13 protein-coding genes are annotated in these 21,844 nt (G+C 54.1%); 1 reads left to right on the top strand and 12 read right to left on the bottom strand.

Annotated elements, in window-relative coordinates:
- Positions 1-293: 293 nt before the first annotated feature.
- The 10 genes from ACL02P_RS20105 to ACL02P_RS20060 form a co-directional block, all read right to left on the bottom strand.
- Entirely contained in the window at positions 294-3,029 is a 2,736-nt protein-coding gene (locus ACL02P_RS20105; protein WP_009223905.1) for an alpha-mannosidase, read from the bottom strand.
- Positions 3,030-3,086: 57 nt separating this feature from the next.
- Entirely contained in the window at positions 3,087-4,085 is a 999-nt protein-coding gene (locus tag ACL02P_RS20100; RefSeq protein WP_009223904.1) for a glycoside hydrolase family 130 protein, read from the bottom strand.
- Between the two features lie 91 nt (positions 4,086-4,176).
- Positions 4,177-5,496, bottom strand: a complete 1,320-nt coding sequence (locus ACL02P_RS20095) for a glycoside hydrolase family 125 protein (RefSeq protein WP_036644398.1) — start codon at positions 5,494-5,496, stop codon at positions 4,177-4,179.
- A gap of 447 nt (positions 5,497-5,943) precedes the next feature.
- Positions 5,944-9,063, bottom strand: coding sequence for an alpha-mannosidase (locus tag ACL02P_RS20090; RefSeq protein ID WP_260071535.1), 3,120 nt, complete (start codon positions 9,061-9,063; stop codon positions 5,944-5,946).
- A gap of 5 nt (positions 9,064-9,068) precedes the next feature.
- On the bottom strand, positions 9,069-11,369 hold the full coding sequence (locus tag ACL02P_RS20085) for a glycoside hydrolase family 3 N-terminal domain-containing protein (RefSeq protein ID WP_412837962.1): 2,301 nt from the start codon (positions 11,367-11,369) through the stop codon (positions 9,069-9,071).
- Between the two features lie 106 nt (positions 11,370-11,475).
- The gene (locus ACL02P_RS20080; RefSeq protein WP_016313765.1) at positions 11,476-12,393 is read right to left on the bottom strand and encodes a carbohydrate ABC transporter permease; all 918 of its coding nucleotides are present in this window, start codon (positions 12,391-12,393) and stop codon (positions 11,476-11,478) included.
- A gap of 24 nt (positions 12,394-12,417) precedes the next feature.
- Positions 12,418-13,347, bottom strand: coding sequence for an ABC transporter permease (locus ACL02P_RS20075; protein WP_009223899.1), 930 nt, complete (start codon positions 13,345-13,347; stop codon positions 12,418-12,420).
- A gap of 83 nt (positions 13,348-13,430) precedes the next feature.
- Positions 13,431-14,924 (bottom strand): ABC transporter substrate-binding protein, encoded by a 1,494-nt coding sequence (locus ACL02P_RS20070; RefSeq protein ID WP_412837961.1) that lies wholly within the window; start codon positions 14,922-14,924, stop codon positions 13,431-13,433.
- 199 nt (positions 14,925-15,123) lie between these two features.
- Positions 15,124-16,653: a response regulator transcription factor gene (locus ACL02P_RS20065; protein ID WP_323078776.1), complete on the bottom strand. Its 1,530-nt coding sequence runs from the start codon at positions 16,651-16,653 to the stop codon at positions 15,124-15,126.
- Positions 16,646-17,944: a sensor histidine kinase gene (locus ACL02P_RS20060; RefSeq protein ID WP_412837960.1), complete on the bottom strand. Its 1,299-nt coding sequence runs from the start codon at positions 17,942-17,944 to the stop codon at positions 16,646-16,648. The genes ACL02P_RS20065 and ACL02P_RS20060 overlap by 8 nt, the downstream gene beginning before the upstream one ends.
- 286 nt (positions 17,945-18,230) lie before the next feature.
- On the opposite strand from ACL02P_RS20060, the gene ACL02P_RS20055 reads away from it, so the two are divergent.
- The gene (locus tag ACL02P_RS20055) at positions 18,231-19,595 is read left to right on the top strand and encodes an ISNCY family transposase (RefSeq protein WP_019007868.1); all 1,365 of its coding nucleotides are present in this window, start codon (positions 18,231-18,233) and stop codon (positions 19,593-19,595) included.
- A gap of 79 nt (positions 19,596-19,674) precedes the next feature.
- On the opposite strand, the gene ACL02P_RS20050 is transcribed toward ACL02P_RS20055, so the two are convergent.
- Positions 19,675-20,100 (bottom strand): hypothetical protein, encoded by a 426-nt coding sequence (locus tag ACL02P_RS20050; protein ID WP_412837959.1) that lies wholly within the window; start codon positions 20,098-20,100, stop codon positions 19,675-19,677.
- 146 nt (positions 20,101-20,246) lie between these two features.
- Positions 20,247-21,743 (bottom strand): xylulokinase, encoded by a 1,497-nt coding sequence (gene xylB / locus ACL02P_RS20045; RefSeq protein WP_260071531.1) that lies wholly within the window; start codon positions 21,741-21,743, stop codon positions 20,247-20,249.
- Between the last annotated feature and the right edge of the window lie 101 nt (positions 21,744-21,844).

Genomic DNA, 21,844 nt, shown 5'->3' with positions numbered 1-21,844 from the left:
TACTCTTCCTTTGACCCTACCCTAATCATCGGTCCCCCATTTTCTTCACTCCCCCTTCGTTTGCCTTCCACTACTCCTTCGTGCCTTCCACTCACCCTTCACCCTTCACTCGCCGTCCTCATCCTCCTTCCTCCTTGCTCTTTCTCTATCACCTCTCTGAACAAAAGGGATAATCGCGTAAAAAAGCCCCAAAGACAAAACAAAAAGGTTACCCCGCCATAACATAACAAGTTATGGCAGGATAACCTTTAATCCTTAACTTCCCGGTTCAGGTTCAAGCGTTCCCCTGATTATTACCGGCGAACTCCGATGGTTACGATCTCGCATGGGCCGGCTAGCAGGGACAAGCTGCCTGCTGCGTTCTTGGCCAGCGGTGCCGCTTCTTCTTCGAGAATCGTTGTTTTATAGAAATGCTCATGTGGGATATTCAGGCCGAGCGTCAGCTCTGATGCTTGCTTGCTCATGTTGAACCAACGCAGCAGCAGGTCGCCGGTCGTCTCGTTCATTTTGAGCGAGGAGAATGCCATCTCTTGGCCTTCCCATTGGAACGGTGTATACGACGGGGACAAGGTTCCCTCGTGCATTTCCGTTTGGCTGAGCGTCCACGGAATCTGGAACTGGTAAGCTTCCGTAAACGCGCCGGACGCAATGCCGTCGCCGTTATGCGGAATCAGTTCCATCCGGGCGGTGTGCACGCCCAGGCACTGTGCTTCCGGCGTCGGGAACAAGCCCCAGTCGCCGAGCTCGCCCACAGAGCGGAGCAACGTCACGGCGATCGTGTTCCGGCCGTCGCGCAGCACTTCATATTCGTTTAAGCCAAGGTTGGCTACGGTCAGACCGGCCCCTTCACCGCTCACGTCCACGAACGCTTGCTGATGTTGGGTGTTGCTTGGGTTTTCCCACTCCGGTGCCGGTTCAATGCTCCGTTCGGCGATTTCAAACATCGAATCCACTTGATGGACCGATGCTTTCAGGTCAGTTGGGAACAAGGCACGGATGCGATGATCCTTCGCCGTGTTATCGATTGTCGTCTCGATGTGAACGCCTTTGCCGGCCGCCTCCAGCGAAATGACCGTACGCAGCTTCAGCGTCGTCAGCTTGCTGCTGCGCTGCGCTTTGCGGTGCGGATAGTAAACCAGCTCGCGCATTTCTTCGTCCAGCTTCTCATCAGCGGACGCCGGGATCTCCCAGTCATGGCAAATTTCCACGGAAGCGCGGTACGGTTCGTCCTCTACGATGCGGATTTGCGCAGCCAGTCCTTTCGTGGTCAGCGGCTTTTCGCCTTCCGGCTGTTTGTACATGTACTCGTTGCCGATATCGCCGGTGTCCTCATAGACGCCGAGATCACGGTACACTTGGCCCGTCGCTTTATCGGTCAATGTAAACGATCCGTCTTCGGCAATTTCCACCTTCAGGTTCTCGTTCTCCATGACCCGGTTGCCCGTGAACAACGAGGTCGGCTTGGTGGCAGCTGCCGCCGATTTCCGACGCACCCACGCATAGGTGCGCAGACCCAGCGCAGCCACATCGGAAGCCTGGAACGTCAGCTTGACGCGGCGGCACATGTACGGCTGACGGAACTTGTCGTCCGGCAAATCATAGCCGAACAGCAGCCCGAGATCCTCCACCGTGCAAGGCACCGTGTTCCCCTGCTCGTCGACCAGCTCGCGGCCTGACAGGTCGACCGCCTTCATGCGGCGGCCGGTCTCCTCGAGGCCGAGGCCGTCGCGCAAATACAGGCGGGCAGCGTCCAGCTCGATGGACACTGTGCCCGTGCGGCTCCAGCCGGTCGTGTTAAACACGACCAGCGGCAGCGGGTCTTCGCCATACTGGGCGAAGACGGAGGTGTTCACCGCATCCGCGATCACCCGCTTGCTGTCGTCGATGAGCGCCTCAGCAACGTGGCGGCTCTTCGCGAAGCGGGTGACCATCTCGCGGTGAACCTCGTCTACGCTGCATCCGCAAATGCTGTCGTGCGGATGGTTTTGCATCAAGGTTTTCCACGCATACGTAAACAGGTGATGCGGGTAATCCTTCCCGAGCAGATTCGCGATCGAGGCGAGCGGCTCAGCGACTTTTTCCAGCAAGGCCTGGCCGACCTGGTTCATCTGCTTCAGATACACGCGCGAGGAGGCGGTGTTCACCAGCGTCCCCCAACCGTCGGTGCGCTGGCTGCGCAGCTCGCCCTTGACGGTGGACAGCTCGCGGCCTTCCAGCGCCGCTTCCAGCTCGCGCAAATAATCCGGGAAGTTCGAATGGATGAACTTCGTGTCCGGGTACAGCTTCTCCGCCGTACGAATCGCTTCCGGCAGGTCCAGTTGCAGCGGCTGATGGTCGCAGCCGTTCATGAAGAGCAGCTCGCCGGTGGCTGCGTATTTCTCCGCATCCGCCAGCTTGCGATCCCAGAACGCCTTCGCTTCCGCTTCGTCCACCGGCACCTCATTGCCGTTGGAATACCAGTTGGCGAACAGGATCCCCAGCACCTTGGAGCCGTCCGGTCCTTCCCAGATCAGCTCTGAGAAGGAGGACTCATACCCGCCGTCGGATACGGTATTGTTGAAGCCGGTCGGCTTCACGCCGCGGCCAAAAAAGGCGTTACGAATCCCGGATTGCAACATCAATTGCGGGATTTGCCCGACGAGGCCGAAGGTGTCGGGGAAATAGCCGATCTTCGCGGGCGCACCGTATTTTAACGCGTCCTGATGGCCGATTTGCATGTTGCGGATATTCGCTTCTCCGCTCGTTAGGAACGCATCCTGCAAAATGTACCAAGGTCCGATGAGGATGCGGCCTTCGCGGATGTATTTTTCCAGACGCTCCTTGTTCTCCGGTCGTACTTGCAAGTAATCTTCGATGATGATCGTTTGACCGTCGAGATAAAAGCTGCGGAACGCCGAATCGCCGTCCAGCTTATCGAGCAGCGCATCCACCAGCTCAACCAGACGAACGTGATGCTTCTCGTACGGCAAATACCATTCCCGGTCCCAGTGCGTATGGGAGATGATATGGGCCGTTCTTTGCTTGCTCATTTCTCTAACCCCCGCTTTCCTCCGTGGTTTGTAATTTGGTAGATGAGCTTTTGTTCCTTACGCTTCTGTCTCCAGCGGATATTCTTCCATGTACTTCAGCAGCTCGTCCACGGTAGTGAAGGCCAGGCCGGTAACTGTATCCGCACAGCCGTAGTAGATCGCGATCCGGCCGGTTTCGGCGTCAGTCAAAGCGGCGCAAGGGAACGTCACGTTTGGCACGTCGCCGACGCATTCGTACAGCTCTTCTGGACCGAGGATATAGTTACGCGAACGCGCTTTGACGATCCACGGTTTGTCGATGTCCAGCAGGGCGCAGCCCATGCGGTAAACGAAGCCGTTGCAGGTATTGATGACGCCGTGGTAGATCAGCAGCCAGCCTTGGTCGGTTTCGATCGGAACCGGTCCTGGGCCGATTTTTTTCGATTGCCATGCAGAAGCATCGCCGTTAATCGTACCCATCACATAGCGATGTTTGCCCCAGAAGGTCAGGTCTGGGCTTTCGCTGTAGAAAATATCGCCAAACGGCGTGTGGCCCGTGTCACTTGGGCGGCTGAGCATCGCGTAACGTTCACCGATCTTGCGCGGGAACAGCACACCATTGCGATTGTACGGCAAAAAGGCGTTTTCCAGCTGATGGAACGTCTTGAAGTCCGTCGTGTACGCAATACCGATCGTTGGGCCATGGTAGCCGTTACACCAGGTGATGTAGTAGCGGTCGCCGATTTTGCAGACGCGCGGGTCGTAGCGGTATTCCCGTTTGGTCACTTCCTCGTCGCCTTCGAATTGGATTGGCTCGTGGTTGATTTTCCAGTTGATGCCGTCGTCACTGAATCCTGCAAAAATATCCATGCTGACCGAACGCGAATCGCAGCGGAACACACCGGCAAATCCGCCTTCAAAAGGCACGACCGCGGAGTTAAACACGCTGTTGGAGTTCGGGATCGCATGACGCTCTATGATTGGGTTTTGAGAGTAACGCCATACCGGGGCGTTCGAGCCGGCCGGTTTGTCTTGCCAAGGGATATTTTTTAAAGGTTCGCCGATAATTTTGCTCATGGTCAAGTCTCCTTTGAGATATGTGGGATATGAATTGGGGGCGCGTTCGCATCCTAACGGACACTTTCAGCGCCGCTTGCAGATCGATGCGTTACAATATACCTTCCTGCATCGCCTGGTACACCAGCTGCGAGAACAAGCTGTTCGACCAAGCGAACCATTTGCGCGTAAACGTATTTGGATCGTCGGCGTGGAAACCTTCATGCATGTAGCCGGTTCCGGCGTCGGTCGCCTCCAGCATTGCGATCATTTCCAGCTTCTCTTCCTTCGTTTGCGCGGTGAGCCCCTGCATCGACAAGGCCATATGCCAGATGTAATTCTCTGGTGTATGCGGGCTGCCGATGCCTTTGGCTGCTTTGCCTTCGAAGTAGAACGGATTCTCTTTGCTCAGGGCAAAACGCCGTGTATTTTGATAAATCGGATCGTCTGCGCTAACGTAGCCCAGGTACGGAATGGACATGAGGCCCGGCGTGCCGGCGTCATCCATCAAGCAGTAGTTGCCAAAGCCGTCGGTTTCGTAGGCGTAAATCGGACCGAATTCCGGATGGCGGTAGATCCCGTACAGCTTAATGCCGTGGTCAACCTCAAACTCCAGCTCCTTCAGTTCGGCCAGGAAGTCCATGTCGCGGAAGACCCACTCGGCGAATTCCTGCATTTGACGCAGCGCCACAACCGCAAACATGTTGCCCGGAATGTTGTAATGGAAATCGCAGGCGTCGTCGCTGGAACGGAAGCCCGACCAGATCATTCCCGTATAGTTCACCGGCATGCCCATTCCGTTGTTCCGCAAGGAATCGGTAGGGATTCCGTTGTTGCGGGTAAAGCGATATGGCGATTTCTCGAAGTGATGCTGCTCGGTTTTGAACACTTCGTAGATTTTCCGCATTGCGGATTTAAAGCCGGCATCAAAAATATCGGTCTGCTCCGTTTCCTTCCAATACGTGTAGGCCAAGCGGACCACGAAGCACAAGGAGTCGATTTCGAATTTGCGCTCCCACACCCATGGGGACATCTCGGTCACGTCAGTTGTATTCCAGTGCCAGTCGTTGGCCGACTCGTTAAATGCGTTCGCGTACGGATCGATATGAACATAATGAATATGGCGTTTGATCAGTCCGCTGATGATCCGCTGCAAATCGGGATCGTTCTTGGCGAACGGCACATAGTGGATTACTTGCTCCACGGAATCGCGCAGCCAAGAAGCCGGGATGTCTCCGGTGATGACGAAGGTGGTTCCGTCGTCCATCAGCTTGGTTGTCGTCTCGAGCGTGTTCGGAAAACAATTCTTGAACAGCTGCAGCAATTTCGGACGATGCGCCAGTTTCGTTTCGGCCTCGGCCAGTACATCCTTAATGGATTGCGGCAATTCCAGCGGCGGCATCGGTATTTTCGGGAGTCTAAATTGTTCCATGAGCTTGTCTTCTCGCTCCTTTATAGGTCATTTCATTTGGCTTCGTTTCGTTTCGCTTCTATGATCTTGAGGGCGGTTGGGCTGGCGGGCGACGGGCAATCTGCAAATTAACGGTAAATCCTACTGCTAATTCACCAGTTTCCCGCTAAATCGTTCATTTAACGGTAAATCGTACAGTTAATTTAGCCTCATTGGCCGAAGTCGGCGAAAATTCGTTAAATTAACGGTAGAAATTCCAGTTAAATTACATCCATCCTAAGAAAACGGCTGAATTAGCGGTACTTTTTCCAGTTAACAGTCTGATAGCTTTCCTGCCACCATTCCTGCTAACCTGCTAGCATTCCAGCTAACGTTCCCGTCAACTATCTTCTGACTATCTTGCTAACCATCCCGTTAACTTGCGAGCTGACTTCCCGCTGCCAACGTGCACCAACCCATCTTCACCCATTACTTCAACTTCAGCGTCTTAATTTCATACGGGGCAAAATCGAGCTCGATCCGCCCTCCGTCCGCCAGCGTAATCGGCTCCAGCTCCCGCTCCAAAGCGTCGGACCGGAACGCCGCCGAAACCGGCTCGTTCCAATTTAGCGCCACGCGTTCGCGGCCGCCTGCCGATTCGTACAGGCGCAGGATCACGCCGTCGCCGTCCTCGGCCAGTTTCACCGTGTCGAGCACCACGTGCTCGCCCGTAAACCCGAGCAACGCCCCGGTGGAAGGCAGCGAGCCTTCATGCGATTCTGCCGCCCATACTGCCGGCGCATGGTTGAGCTCTGCCGCCGCGCGCACCGTGTGCGCAGTCTGCCAGTCGCCTTGGTGCGGGTACAGCGAATACGTAAATTCATGCTCGCCCAGATCGGCGGTCACGTCCGGCCATTTTGGCGCCCGCAGCAGCGACAGGCGAATCGTGCTGCCTTGGATGTCGTAGCCGTATTTGCAGTCATTTAGCAGGCTGACGCCGTATCCGCGTTCGGAAACGTCGGCGAACCGGTGTCCGCACACCTCAAATTGCGCCTGCTCCCAGCTCGTATTGCGATGTGTTGGACGTTCCAGCGCCCCGAACGGAATTTCGTAAGTCGCTTTGTCCGTAACGAGGTCGATCGGGAACCCAACCTTCAGCAGCTTGTGAGCTTCGTTCCAATTCACCTTCGTTTGGAAATCAATCCGCTTGTTGTGATGATACAGAATCAGATCCTGCGTGATTTCCGATTGACCAATACTCCAGCGGAAGCGCAGTACGTCTTGGACGGGCCCGCTTGCAACCAGACCGCTCTCCAGCAATACAGCCTCGCCGGCCGGTTGCTGTTCATAGCGCGGGTCAATGTCCCAAGCATCCCACAGCGTAGGACGGTCGTGATAGAAGTGGAAGCGGTTTGCGCTTTCCCCGGATTTCACGATCTCCCGTCCGGCTTCCTTATCCCACAGGCTGACGATCTCGCCGCGGTCGTTAAATTTCAGGCGGTAGAACTCCGTTTCCCACTCGCCTTGGAACGCTTGGCTTCCGTCCAGGGAATCCGCCTTAGTTCGGGCAACTGCTCCCGCTTCGTTCCGCAGCCAAATCGTCTTGTAGCCAAACGCCGGAACCTCCGGCACGCGGACCCAAGCCGCGGTTTCTCCGCCAAGATCCGTCCGCACATCCAGCTCAAGCCGTGTCCCCTGCTCGTCGTATGCAGCCGCGCCGCTCCGATAAGCTTGTTCCGGAAGGGACACGATCACATCGCGCGTCCAGCCTAGGCTGTTAAAGACGATGTACGGCGTACCTTCGCCCGTGGTCGATACCCGTTCAGCCAAGGTCGTCAGACCCTGACGCAGCCCGGCGTTTCCTTTCTCAAAAATCTCTCCATATTCTTTCGTCGATGTCTCGTACGCTTCGGTAATCGCCGAACCCGGAATGATGTCGTGGAACTGGTTCAACAGGATCAGCTTCCAGCCCTCCTGCAGCGTGCTTTGCGCCTCGCGTTGCTGATCCTTCAGCATCGCCGGAGCGGCCAACGCGTTCCATAGCTCCGCCTCGCGGTACAGGATCTCCGCTTTGCGATTGCTGCGCTTGTTGCGCCCGTGGGTCGTATACGTCCCCCGGTGCAATTCAAGGTACAGGTCGCCGTGCCATGCCGGCAATTTCGGCTGCGCCGCTTCGATGCCAGCAAAGAACTCCGCTGCCGTGCTATATTCGCTTGCCGGCTGACCTACCATCAGATCAGCGCGGTGAATGTACTCCAGCATTTCACGGGTCACCCCGCCGCCGCCGTCGCCATGTCCGTAAAGCAGCATTTGCTCCGGATGGACCGCTTTTTGGCGATACGATTGCCAGTGATCGTGAACGTCCTTCGGCAACGTATTTTCATTTACGCCGTGGTTCAGATACGACAGCATTGGCGTGCCGTCAATGCCGACCCAATGGAACAGGTCGTACGGGAATACGTTAGTGTCGTTCCAGCCAAGCTTGGTCGTCATAAAATAGCGAATCCCGCCATGCTTCAAAATTTGCGGCAATGATGCGCAATAACCAAACGTGTCTGGCAGCCATTCAATCTCCGAGGTGAAGCCGAACTCCTCCTGATAGAAACGTTGCCCGTACAGCATCTGCCGCATCAGCGATTCGCCGCTTGGCAGGTTCAAATCCGGCTCTACCCACATGCCGCCAACCAATTCCCAGCGCCCCTCCTTGATCCGCGCCTTCACCCGCTCGTACAACTCGGGGTCGTTCTCTTTCAGGAAGGCGAACAGCAGCGGTTGGCTTTGGGTGTAGCGGTATTCCGGGTATTCGCGCATCAGCGCATCAACCGTCGAGAACGTCCGGCTCGTCTTGCGCACCGTCTCCCGCACCGGCCACAGCCAGGCGATGTCGATATGCGACTGGCCGACCATGTGGATCAGGCCTTCGGCATTGCCGCCGATCGCCTTCACCCGCTCGGTGAGCCGCTGTTCCAGCTCGGTAATCGCTCCACCCTCGCGAATCGCTTCCTTGTCCAGCGCCACGAACCCGTCCATGGCGGCATACAGCGCCTCGATCAGGCGGGTGCGCCGAAAATCCTGTTCCGGCAGCAGCACCGTGGCATCGCGGACAACCGTTGCCGTATACATCAAGCTTTGCACCGGCCGGTTCACCAGTACCAGACGGCTGTCGATCCGCGAAATCGGCGGCTGAATCACCGCTTGTTGGTTCAGCGGATCCACCGGTTCAGGGATCGGGTCATACAGCTCGATTTCCAGCGAGAGCGGGCCTTGTCCCGACTCCTGCGGAAGCGTCACGAACGTATGGTTCCGGTCCAGGCCCTGGGCCGATTTGCCATTGATGCGCAGCAGACCTTCGCCGCCGGAGGCAAAGATGAGGCCCACCTGCCCGCCGCGCCACCCTTTCGGAATCTCCAGTTGGGTACGGAAGAAATACGTGGTTCCCTGCGTGCTAGGGAAGCGCTCGAAGGCTTGTCCCTCCGAATATTCAGTTTCCTTCGTGTAGCTGCCGGGAACCTGGTATACGGAAGAAGTGATCTCCCACCCGCGCAGCTGGATTTGATCCAGCCACTGGGCTTCCGATAGTTCCCGGATAAAACGTCTGATGCGTTCCATATCAATTAATCCTCCCGCACAAAGAGATTGGCGCTCAGCGTATCATTTACGTTCTTGCCGACGTGCACCCGGAATTCGCCCGGCTCCACCACCGGTTTATAATTCTGGCCGATGTATTGCAGCTGCTCTGGACCGACCGTAAATTCCACGGTCTGGGTCTCGCCCGGTTGCAGGAATATTTTACGGAAGCCTTTCAACTCCTTCGCCGGCCGGGTTACCTTACTTGCAACATCGGTAATATACAGTTGAATGACTTCCGCACCAGCACGTTCGCCGACGTTCGTCACTTCAACCGTCACCTTCGTTGAGCCGTCCTTATTAATCGTATCGGACTCCAGCTTTAAATTGTTATAGGTGAATTCGGTATAGCTCAGTCCGTACCCAAACGGATAACGCGGCTGCGAATCGCCTTCCAGATACCGTTTGCCCCGCGAACGTTTGCCGTGGTAGTAGACCGGAACCTGTCCAACATGCTTTGGAATCGAGATCGTCAGACGTCCCGATGGATTCACGTCGCCGAAGAGGATGTCGGCGATCGCATGCCCGCCTTCTTGCCCCGGATACCAGGCTTCGAGGATCGCATCGGCGTGCTCGTCGATCCACGGCTCGGCAATCGGCCGTCCGTTGATATAAACCACCACGAGCGGCTTACCCAATTTATGAATTTCTTGAATCAGCTCCAGCTGTACGCCGGATAAGCTGAGGTTCATGCGGTCAATGCCTTCGCCGCAATCCATGTCGCTCTCCGCATTGTCGGTCACTTTGGAAGCGCCGGTGCGAAGGTCAATGGTCCCCTCGCCAAAGTCCCGTGCGCTTGAGCCACCCACGACCATAACCACCGTATCCGCCTTCTCCGCGCAAGACAACGCCACGTCAAAACCTTCCCGGGAATTGCCGTTGATCCGGCAGCCCGGCGCATACAGCACCCGTTCCGGCGTTTCAGCCAGCTTGCTGCGGATTCCGCCGAGCACGGTCGTAACCTTGGACCGCGGCTGTGGCGAGGTGTAGTCGCCCAGCTGGTTGTACCCCGCATCGGCGTTCGGCCCGATAACGGCGATGGTACCGGCGTCCGCCGACAGCGGCAGCACGCCGTCTTTGTTCTTGAGCAGCACAACGCCTTCGCTGGCCAGTTGCCGGGCCAGCTCCACATGTTCCGCGCTGCCAATCACCCGCTCGGCCCGCTCTGGGTCGGCGTACGGACGTTCAAACAGCCCGAGGCGGAATTTCAGCGTCAATACGCGGCGTACCGCGCGATCGAGCACTTCCTCCTCCAGCTGTCCCGACCGTACCGCCTCCACCAGATGCTTGCCGAACATCACGCCGGACATCTCCATATCGATGCCCGCGCGGATCGCTTGGATCGCCGCGTCCCGTCCGTCCTCTGCCACATCGTGGCCGGAGGCGAGCATGTCGATCGCGCCGCAGTCGGTGATGACCATGCCGTCAAACCCCCACTCGCCGCGCAGGACGCCGTCCAACAATTCCTCATTGGTCGTACATGGAACGCCGTCGATCTCGTTGTAGGCCGGCATGATCGAAGCCGCACCGGCTTCCACCGCCTTGCGGAACGGCAGCAGGTCGACCTCCAGCAGTTCGCGCCGTCCCATATGAACTGGGCCGGCATTTCGGCCGCCCTCGGAGCTGCCGTAGCCGACGAAGTGCTTCAGCGTAGCCGCCACGCTGTCCTCTCCGTCCAAGCTCTCCCCTTGCAAGCCTTCGACCGAAGCCACGGCCATTTCGCTGATCAAATAAGCGTCTTCGCCAAAGCATTCTTCGGTCCGGCCCCAGCGGGGATCACGCACAACGTCGAGGACTGGAGAATACGTGACCGCGCCGCCCTGGGCGCGCGTCTCCCGGGCCACCGCCCGGCACATCTCGCGATACAGCTCCACGTTCCAGGTGCTGCCGAGCGACAACGGCACCGGGAACACCGTGGCCCCAATGGCCATATGGCCGTGCGAGCACTCTTCCCCGATCAGGATCGGGATGCCGAGACGGGAGTTCTCAATGGCATACCGCTGGATGGCATTCACAGCCTCCGCACCTTCACGCGGCGACAAGCCGGTTTCCAGCGTCACGCCCGTCCACGGATCCGCGCGCAGCACGCCGTATAGAGAACCGACACCGCCGCTTTTCACCTGCTCCTTGAACGCTTCGGTCAGCTTGATCTCTCCATCTTTATGCTCATAGGTCTGCCAGCCGAAAGGCTGGACCAGCTGGCCGGCCTTTTCTTCCAATGTCATCAGCCCGAGCAAATGCTCTACTCGTTCCGGGATGGGCTTCGAGCTGTCTTTGTATAGCAACATCTCCACCTCGTTCCTTTCATTTTCTCCTTGATTCCAAAAGGGTTCAAAAATGATTTAAACTAAAAAATTTACTTTTCAGCATCGAGAAGGTTCAATGAAGCTATATTTATTCTTTGACAGCGCCTACCGTAAGTCCTTGTACAAAATACCGTTGAAAGAACGGATATGCAAAAATAATTGGCAGCGTCGCCAGCACGACCATCGCCATCCGCGAAGTGTCCTGCGGAATGGATTGCATCGCAGCCAGGCTAAGTGAAGTATTCTGCGAGTTTTGCTGGATAAACGCAATACTTGATTCGATCCGCATCAGCATCGACTGCAGCGGCACTAAGTTCGGATTGTCGATATACAAAAGTGCATTAAACCAGTCGTTCCAGTAACCCAGCGTGCTGAACAAGCCGATCGTTGCAAGACCTGGGAGCGACAGCGGCAAGACGATTCGCAGGAAAATATAGAAATCGCCGGCACCGTCAATCCGCGCCGATTCAATAATCGCCTCCGGAACGCTTGTACTATAAAACGTACGTAAGATCATGATATAGAACGCATTCATTGCGAGCGGCAAAATCAGCGCCCACAACGAATCTTTCAAACCCATCAACTGGGATACCACCATATAGGTAGGAATCATCCCGCCGTTAAACAGCATAGTCACAATCGCAAATACAGAGAAAAATCTCCGGTAACGGAAGCTCTTCCGCGAAATCGCATAAGCATAAAGCGAAATCATGACCAAACTGAGAATCGTACCTATCAGCGTGACTGCGATGGTTACGCCGTAAGAACGAAGCAGGGAGTCACCGCTCTCAAACACGAAGCGGTACGCATCGAGACTCCATTTGGCCGGCAGCAGCCGGTAACCGTCCGTTGCCAACGTCTTCTCATCGGTAAAGGAAATAATCACAACAAAGATAAAGGGAAATACGCACATGAACGAAAAAATACCGGCGATCAGGTGCAATACGGCGTTCCAGCCGCGAGAGACATGATGAAAATCTTTGCTTTTTCTAGCCATCTCCGCCATAACTTGACACTCCTTTCAGCTGTTTTAAAACAGGGCGCTGTCTTTATCCATTTTGCGCACGATGAAGTTAGAAACCATGACGAGAATAAAGCCTACCACCGATTGATAAAGACCGGCCGCCGTACTCATGCCGATTTCCCCGGTTGTTTTTAGACCGCGGTATACGTAAGTGTCGATGACGTTCGTGACTTGATAGAGCGTACCCGAATCTCTTGGCACTTGGTAGAATAAGCCGAAGTCGGCGTAGAAGATCCGCCCTACCGCCAGCAGTGTCATGATAATGATGATTGGGGAGAGCAGGGGAACCGTGATGTTGCGGATTTGCTGCCATTTGGTCGCACCGTCAATCATCGCCGCTTCATAAAGCGATTTGTCGATACCCATGATCGAAGCCAGGTAAACGACACTGTTGTAGCCGATCGTTTTCCATAGGTTGACGAATATCAAAATATAAGGCCAATATTTTGGCTCCGAATACCAGTTAATTCGCTCCACGCCAAACCAACCTAAAATCTGGTTAATCATCCCCCGGTCCATGCTCAGGAAGCTGAACGCAAAGTAGCCGACGATAACCCAGGAAAGGAAGTAGGGCAGGAACATCCCGGTTTGATACACTTTGGCCATGGTCTTGCCGACCAGCTCAGACAACAGAATCGCCATCGCCACGGAAAGGATGAGTCCAATGAAAATAAAAGCAAGGTTGTATAACAACGTGTTGCGGGTAATGGTAAAGGCATCGTTTGTACTGAACAGGAACTTGAAGTTTTCCCAACCTACCCACTCACTCCGCGCGATACTCGCCCAGAATCCGTCACGGCTGAAGCGGTATTGCTTAAACGCCGTAATCGTACCGACCAGCGGAAGGTACGAGAAGAAGAAAAACCAAACGGCACCCGGCAACACCATAAATAACATGACTTTATTCTTAAGCAGGTTTTTGAAAAATGCAGCCATGATGTTCCCCTCCTGTCGAAAAATAATGAAAAAGGATCGGGCGCAACTATCACCCGCCCGATCCCTCTCTATCTCTATAATGATTACTTGTTGTTTTCAGCTCTCCAGGCATCGAGCTGAGCTTGGGCTTCAGCAATCACCTTGTCCAGGCCTGCCTCTTTGAATTTTTTGATTGCTTTTGGCAGGTATTCCGCCGGATCAACCGTACCCGTCATCAACGAGGACCAGAATTGCTCTTTTACGTTTTGTACAGCGGCCATTTCGGTAGCTACTTTCGTGCTGTCGAAGTTGAAGCTCAGGATTGGCGAATTCACGCCTTCTGCGTTAAACTTCTTGAATTGCTCCCATTTGTCGTCTGGGTCGTTGGCATTCAAGTACAGGAGCATGTTGTTACCCAAAGAGTACGAAGGCATGTCGTAGTTTTTCGATTCTGCCAGGTTTTCGTAGTGGGTGTCATCGATTTTCTTGTAGTGAACGCCTTCGATACCGGAGTCAACCATGTTGCGCAGCACCGGATCGGTGTTCAGCAGGTTCAGGAATTCCATTGCTTTCTCCGGATGTTCGGAGTTCGCGGAGATCGCCATGATCGAACCTTGTACGGAAGTGTTCGTGATAATCGCGTCACTTGCCGGTGTAGATACTACAGGGTAGCCGTAGCTTGCAGACCATAGGTTATCCGCCAGCGGCTGGGTTTGTGCACGGTCCATGAACCATTGACCGGAAGTCATCAGGTCGCTGGTAGAGCCAGTTGTAGCCGCTTCCGGAGCTACGTAACCTGCTTTATAGTACTTGTGCATCAAGTTCAGAGCTTCTTGCATTTCCGGCGTTTCCAGGATGTTTACGATTTTATAATCGGTCGTATCCAGTTTTACCGCCATCGGCAGGTTTTGAATAATGTAATCGTAAGGAACATACGGAACGTATTCTTTGTTCATTGCGAACGGCGTTACGCCCGGTTCATTTTCTTTAATCGTTTTCAACAATGGCTCGATGCTTGCCAAGGAACGAACGTTCGAGATGTCCAGGTTATACTTGTCCAAGAACGTTTTGTTGAAGCGCCATACTTCTTGTTGCGGAAGTTCTTTGTTCGCCGGGATCCCGTAGTTATGCCCGTCGACTTTGGAGCCTTCCAGGAACGCAGGGTCGATAGTGTTCTTCAGGTCTTGTCCATATTGCTCGAGCAGCTCGTCCAGTTGCAGGAACGCGCCTTTTCTAGCGTTTTGCACGTAGTCGAAACCACCTGCGGAAGTGAAGATGATATCCATCGGTTCACCGGAAGCGACGTTCACTTGCATCTTTTGTGCGTAGTCGCCCCAGTCGATCATTTTCATCGTAATTGTTGCATTGATTTTCTCTTTGGTGTACTTGCTGACTTCTTCCATTACGCGGTCTACGTCTTTTTGAGGCGTACCGATCGTGTACCAAATCAGGTTAACCGGTTCCTCCGAGTTGCCCGCTGCGGCTCCGCTGTTGCTGCCGCTGTCCGCGTTCTTGCTTCCGCCGCATGCGCTCAGAACAAGCACCATGGCCATCAGAGTGGCAAGGACGAAAGAAAAACTTCTTTTGCTTTTACTCATGCTGATCCTCCCTTTTGAATCTCTTTTGTTTTGTTCGACTAACCTAACCTTACCGAATGAAAGCCGTTACAAAAAGAAGATAAACTTAAAAAATTAAGGTACAAATTAAAGAAAAGGACAATACCCCGGAACCAAGGAAAACCAACCGATTTAGGTGGTTAAAAATCTCCTTGCTCCAGGGTACCCTCCCCTATTCGATCTAATGCAGTGCCTTAAAGTCGGTGGGGGAGATCCCCACGTATTTCCGGAACTGCTTATAGAAATAACCGATCTCCCAGTAGCCCACGCTCCGCGCGATTTCGTGCACTTTGAGATTGGTATTTTTGAGTTGTTGCTTCGCCTTTTCGATCCGGTACTTGTTAATATACTCGGCAAAGGACATCCCCGTCTCCTTGTGAAATAACTGCCCGAGATACACCGGATGAATATGGTATTGCGCGCCCAGCGTTTTGAGCGACAGTTCGTCGGCGTAATGCGAGTCGATGTAGTTCAACACCTGATGCACCACCGGATTCTTAGCATCCTGTAGAAGCGAACCAACCGTCTCCTCCGCCAAATTTACGAGACTTTGGACCAGCTCTTGAAACGAATCACAGCGCTGGACACGTTGAAGCGTGTTCTTAAACAAGTCTGTCTCTTCCGTATATTTAATATGCTGAAGCTCCATTTTAAAGCGGACCACCAGTTCCAAGGCGATATTCTGCACATCCTCGGGACGAATGCCCTCCGTCTGCTTCAACCGCTCGAAATCTTGGCAAATCCGTTTTCTTAATCCATCCTTATCCTTCGCCAAAATCAACTTGGCGTAATCGTCCCAGCCTAGCGGATAGCCGCTCTCCAATACGCCGCCGGCGCGGGTACTCTCTAGCTGCTTGTATTCCATCGTCCGCCGTTCCGGATAAATCAAGTAATATTCAAGGGCACGCTTGGCTTGCTTATAGCTGAGAGATGCCGCTTCAGGCAACCGTCCCACATTACCTACGCCCATTTGAATCGTCTGGTTCATGACTGACAATTCCAGGGACAGATGCTCCATCAGTTCGGCAAAAGTCCGCTTCTCCTCTGCCCCGGCAGGAAGGGAAGCCACGATTCCAATATCGCCATCTACATCGTGGAATAGGGTGATTCCCCGCCACGCCTTGAGGTAACGTTCAGCGCGATCAAATACTTCGGCCGAGTTGCCTTCGGTGCGCAGCATCGCCACCGCAACATAAGGCCCCTGCAAATGCAAGCCCAGCAGCTCGGCTCGCTCCTCGAATTCCGCAGCCGCCATCTGCCCGTTCAGCCAGCGGTAAAGCGTGTTGTCCTTCAGGATTTGGATATCATAGGCGTCGTAGAGTCCGTTTGTATCCACGCTGTCCAGCTTCTGCACCGTGTTGCGCAGCGTCGATTCCAGCTCCTCAACATTAATCGGCTTCAGCAGGTAGTTTTCAATGCCAAGCTTCATGCCCTCTTTGAGGTAATCAAACTCGTTAAATCCGCTCAAAATAATGACCTTCAATTCCTTGTGCAGCTTCCGCGCCTCGGAAATCAGCGTTAACCCGTTCATGACCGGCATGGAGATGTCCGTGATTAATACATCCACCGGCTTCGTAGCAAGGGCGTCCAGCGCCTGCTGGCCGTTCTCTGCGTGTCCGACAATTTCCAAGCCAAACTGCGGCCAGTCCACGATATCGTATAAGCCTTCGATGATGAACGGTTCGTCATCGACGATAAATACCTTATACATCTTCCCCCTCCATTCCTTCCCGATTCGGAAAACGAACTGTGATGGTTGTCCCGCTGCCGGGCGTGCTCTCGATCTTGATTCCGTAGTCCGGGCCGTACAGGAAACGCAGCCGCGAATGTACGCTGCGAAGTCCAAACATTTGCCCGGTTTCTTCTTCCCGCTCCAGCTCCCGGTGGATTTCCGCCAGCCGGTCGGGTTCGATGCCCTTTCCGTTATCTTGGACCACCGCCACCAGCGAATCCCCGTCTTCCCGCACCTCAATCGTAATCCGGTTATCGCTTTGGTCGGTTTGAATCCCGTGCACAATATAGTTCTCCACAATAGGCTGCAAAGACAAACGAACCATCGCTTTGCCAAGAAGCGAAGGATCTGCTTGAATCTCATAACTAAAGCGATCCCGGTAACGGATGCGGAACAGCTCTAAATAAAATCGGCAAGCTTCCAGCTCATCCTTAAGCGTATAGTTTTTCTTTTGTTGCACCATGCTCTTGAACAGAACGGACAAGCTGTATATCATTTCGCCCACGTCTTTCGCCCCTTGGGAAATGGCCCGCATCCGGATCACTTCCAGCGTATTGTATAAGAAGTGTGGATTGATCCGCGCCTGCAACGCAACGAGCTCGGTTTGCTGCTGCTTAATCTCCGCTTTGAACACCCGGTCGATGTATACATTCAGCTCGTCCAGCATGTCATTAAAGCTCTTGGAGATCTGCCCCAGCTCGTCCTCCCGGAACTCGTCGATCCGTGCGGTGAGATCCCCGTTGCGAACTCTGCGGGTAAACCGAATAATATTTCGCGTGCGTTTGGCGAAATTGCTGATAAACAGCGCCGGGATCAGGATCGCAAACAAAATGCAAATGGAGCTGATGGTAAAGATCGTGTTGCGGAGTCCGTGATAAGTTTTGGCCAGCTCCTCTTTTGGAACGGTACTGAGTACGGTGTAACCTCCCTGGCTTTGCGTCAGCTTAGTGGCAATCAGCCCTTCACCCAGCACCCCGGTATCGTACATAGAGTTAATTTGTTCGGCATACGGGTATTTCTGATCATAATAGGTTCCGGAGGAATCAAATAATACGCTGCCATCAGCGGACAGCACCAAGATGGATCCTTTGAGTTCATCTTCGTACATCGCGAGGCTGCCCCATACCTTGTCGGTATCGAAATACACGTCGAGCTGCCCGATGTTGCGAAGCGATTGCTTATTATTGATGGGGATGCGGACCGAATACATCGGGAGATCTGGCAGGCCCACCGTTTTGCGCACCCAGATGTTGGCGGCCCCCACGTTCACGCCTTCCTCCTGATACATCACATCAGGGATGAAGGATCGGGCCTGATTGGTAGGGATAATCTTAAATTGCTTATCGCTGCCAAAAACATATAACTGTTGCAGATCTGCGCTATATAGTTTCCCCTGAAAAAGTCAGGGTGTTTTGAGCATAATTAAAAGGAATTCAGCACCTCAAAATGGAAATTGTTATTGACGAGATAACAAAGTTCCACACCCCGAGGGAAGAATTCCTTTGCTATAGGAGTTCAACAGAAGCCCTCGGGAATCCTTCCAAGAGGTGAAGAAAATGTTGAAACTTCGAGACGAGCAATTGACCATCTGGGATGCCATTCTCCCGGAATCTGTTAGAAAGTTGCCGGTCGAGCTTGCAATCATAGATCAATTACTGGACGACGACCGTTTTCTTCAACCGTTTACTGAGTTGCACCCGAAAGGCAAGAAAAGCGGCCGTCCTACGCTTGCAATTGAAAAGTACATCCGTCTTATGGTCCTGAAGCATAAATACAATTTGGGCTACGAGTCACTCGTGAAGGAAGTCGGTGACAGCATCACATGGCGAATGTTCTGCCGGTTTGCCATCGACGAACCGATGCCCGACCCGTCTACGCTCATCTATGCCCGCAAACGCTACGGCGACAAGATCGTCGAAGACATCAATGCCGCACTCGTAAAGCAGTGTGAGGAAAAAGCCGTTCTGAAAACCCGCAAATTGCGCACGGATACGACGGTTGTGGAATCCGACATCCATCACCCGACAGACGCTACGCTGTTGCAAGATGGCGTAAAAGTCATCACTCGAACGATTCAGAAAATCCGGAAAGTCGCCTCCCACACTGTTCAAGGCTTTGAAGATCGTACGGCAGAAATCAAGGAAAAGATTCTGTCCATCGCGAAAGTTCTACGTCGCCGCACCCGTGAATCTTGGGAAGAAGTTGACCGGATCACTGGGAGCGTAATCGAAGTAGCCGAGAACGTTGTGAACAAGGCGCAAGCCGTTATCGAGAAACTGCAAGACAAGGGCAAAGCTGCTCTTCGACAAAGTAAAACCAAACTGACCGAGGCGGTCACGCTAACCGGCAAGTTGTTGGAACAAGCCAAACAGGTCGTTTCCGGCAATCGAATCATCGCAGATCGGATCGTCAGTTTCTTTGACCCGGAAGCAAGACCGATTAAGAAAGGTAAGCTGGCCAAAGGAACTGAGTTCGGCTACAAGGTGCGAATCGACGAGACGGAAAGCGGCTTTGTGACCGGCTACGCTGTCTACGAGGGGAACCCCTCGGATGATGAACTGCTCGTTCCCGCTGTACAGGCGCATATCAAGCAATTCGGCAAAGCGCCGCAAGCTGTAGCGACCGACCGCGGTTTCTCAAGCAAGAAGAACGAAACGGCCATTACCGAACTTGGTGTGAAGCGAGCTAGCTTGCCGCGAAAGGGCAAAAAAGGCATTGCCCGATCCGAGTACGAAAACGAATTATGGTTCAAAGACTTGCAGCGTTACCGTGCAGCTGGAGAAGCGAAGATTAGTCTTCTCAAGCGGAAGTACGGTTTGAACCGCAGCAGGTATCGGGGCTTTGTCGGCTCAAAATGCTGGGTCGGCTTCGGGATTCTGACCCACAACCTGCAAAGAGCGGCAAAAATGCTCCAAAACTAACATGGAAACCGATCATTAGGGAAAGTTCCCCCTCACAACCCAGCCAGCAACCCGAAACTATTTTTGAAAATCGACTTTTTCAGGAGCAACTATATAACATCAAACTGCGAATGTCCGGATCGTCGTCGACCACGTTACGGAAATACAGAACGGTGTCGGTTGACGAATTATTTTCCGTATAAAAACGGTCCAAGCGGTAATTCACGTAATCCTGATACGGATGCTCCAAGAAAAAAGAAGTGTTCGAGGCCAACTCCTCGTCACGATAAATGCCCCGTACCATTGCCTGTACAGATTCGTATTTGCTGCCAATGTAATCGCTGACACTTTCGATTGCCCGCTTCTGAATGTCCAGTTGTCTCTGTACCGCGGACTCTGACATAAACATAAACATCAAATACGAAAAAGTAATAATCGTAACGATGGTGATGACTGAAAAAAACAAAAGAATCTTCATGAACAAATTGTTCTTGAAGTAATTGCGGTAGATGCTCCGGATGAACATGTCTTCCCTCCTCGCACAAGGTCAATTATACCATGCCTTTGGCACTGCATGGGTTTGCAGTTCTTGGCTCAGCAGCACCATATCCAAATTGAAAAACGCCTATTCCCCATGGGAACAGGCGTTTATGGGCAGATCCTTGTGCAAGCTTATCCGCGGAATTCCTGCAGCCCTTCGTTCAGCGAGCGGGTTGCTGCATAAACTTGCTGATACAGCTTGAATAAGCGGGCGTACTTCTCCACATTAGCCGGGATCGGCTCATAGGTCTTCGCATACCCGATGAAGGCATCGGCGCATTCTTTCAAGCTGCCGAACCAGCCGCTGCCGACAGCAGCCATCATCGCCGCGCCCATCGCCGGGCCTTGCTCGTTCTTGAGCGCCACAACCGGCTTACCGAAAATATCGGCCTGCATTTGCAGCCAGACCGGATTCTTCGCGCCGCCGCCGATGGAAATCACGCGTTCAACCTCGATGCCGGCCGCGTCGAACAGATCAAACGACTCCTGCAGCGAGAAGGTGATGCCTTCCATTACCGCGCGGGCCAGATGCTCCCGGCGATGCGTGCCGGACAAGCCGATGAAGCTGCCGCGAATGACGCTGTCCGCATGCGGCGTGCGTTCCCCGACCAGATACGGGGTGAACAGCAGCCCTTCCGAACCCGGCGGAATGTCGCCCACCGGCTTCAGCAGCTCGTCAAAGCTAAGCTCCGGCGCCAGCGATTCCTTGAACCAGCTCAAGGAATACCCTGCGGCCAGCGTCACGCCCATCGCGTAAAAAGCGCCCGGATGCGCATGGTTAAAGAAATGCACCTTGCCGGCAAAATCCTTGTTCTTGTCTTCTTCGTAGGTCAGCACCACGCCAGACGTACCCACGCTGCACAGCGCGTCACCTTTACGGACGATACCTGCGCCAACCGCGCCGCAGGCGTTGTCAGCGCCGCCGCCAAACACCTTCGTGCCAGCCGCCAGGCCGGACTCGGCGGCAAATTCCGGCAGCAGCGTGCCGGTAAACTCGGTGCTGCCCACAATCGGCGGGCAGAAGCCAGCCGGAAGCCCGAAGGCGGCAGCGATCTCCTCGCTCCACTTGCCTTCCGGCACGTTCAGCAGCAGCGTTCCCGCCGCGTCGGAGATTTCCATTTGCACTTGGCCGGTCATGCGGTAACGCAAATAATCCTTCGGCAGTACGAAACGCGCGGCTTTGGCAAACAACTCCGGCTCATGCTCCTGCACCCAAAGGATTTTTGGCAACGTAAACCCTTCCAACGCAGCGTTGCGCGTAATGTCGAGCAGCTTGTCGCCCAGCTTCGCTTCAATTTGACGGCATTGCTTTGTTGTCCGGGTATCGTTCCACAAAATCGCGTTGCGCAGCACGTTGTTCTGCTCATCAAGCAGCACTAAGCCGTGCATTTGACCGGAGAAGGAGACACCCTCGATGTCTTCGGCAGCTACGCCGCTTTCCTTCAGCAGCTGCTGCAAACAAGCAATCGTCCCTTTGACCCATTCCTCCGGATTTTGTTCGCTGTACCCCGGACGCTCTTGGATCAGCGGATAAGCTGCAGACGCCTCCCCGGCGATCTCGCCGTTTTGGTTCACGAGCAACGTCTTAACCGAGCTGGTCCCCAAATCGATGCCAATCACATACTTCATTGCGATACTCTCCCTTCGCATGTCCCCCAAAGGGGGCCTTATACCACAAAAAGGGACGGCAGGCGTCCCCTTTTGGATAGGTTGTTTAACAAGTGTCTCTC

The sequence above is a fragment of the Paenibacillus sp. MB22_1 genome, from assembly GCF_047200555.1.
Classification (GTDB): Bacteria; Bacillota; Bacilli; order Paenibacillales; family Paenibacillaceae; genus Fontibacillus; species Fontibacillus phoenicis.
This window is presented reverse-complemented; position numbering and strand designations above follow the sequence as displayed.

Bases quoted from the DNA above. Each gene is read 5' to 3' on its own strand.
- ACL02P_RS20065 (WP_323078776.1), bottom strand. From the start codon at position 16,653: ATGTATAAGGTATTTATCGTCGATGACGAACCGTTCATCATCGAAGGC.
- ACL02P_RS20090 (WP_260071535.1), bottom strand. From the start codon at position 9,063: ATGGAACGCATCAGACGTTTTATCCGGGAACTATCGGAAGCCCAGTGG.
- ACL02P_RS20070 (WP_412837961.1), bottom strand. From the start codon at position 14,924: ATGAGTAAAAGCAAAAGAAGTTTTTCTTTCGTCCTTGCCACTCTGATG.
- ACL02P_RS20055 (WP_019007868.1), top strand. From the start codon at position 18,231: ATGTTGAAACTTCGAGACGAGCAATTGACCATCTGGGATGCCATTCTC.
- ACL02P_RS20095 (WP_036644398.1), bottom strand. From the start codon at position 5,496: ATGGAACAATTTAGACTCCCGAAAATACCGATGCCGCCGCTGGAATTG.
- ACL02P_RS20100 (WP_009223904.1), bottom strand. From the start codon at position 4,085: ATGAGCAAAATTATCGGCGAACCTTTAAAAAATATCCCTTGGCAAGAC.
- ACL02P_RS20080 (WP_016313765.1), bottom strand. From the start codon at position 12,393: ATGGCGGAGATGGCTAGAAAAAGCAAAGATTTTCATCATGTCTCTCGC.
- ACL02P_RS20075 (WP_009223899.1), bottom strand. From the start codon at position 13,347: ATGGCTGCATTTTTCAAAAACCTGCTTAAGAATAAAGTCATGTTATTT.
- ACL02P_RS20085 (WP_412837962.1), bottom strand. From the start codon at position 11,369: ATGTTGCTATACAAAGACAGCTCGAAGCCCATCCCGGAACGAGTAGAG.
- ACL02P_RS20105 (WP_009223905.1), bottom strand. From the start codon at position 3,029: ATGAGCAAGCAAAGAACGGCCCATATCATCTCCCATACGCACTGGGAC.
- ACL02P_RS20050 (WP_412837959.1), bottom strand. From the start codon at position 20,100: ATGTTCATCCGGAGCATCTACCGCAATTACTTCAAGAACAATTTGTTC.
- xylB (WP_260071531.1), bottom strand. From the start codon at position 21,743: ATGAAGTATGTGATTGGCATCGATTTGGGGACCAGCTCGGTTAAGACG.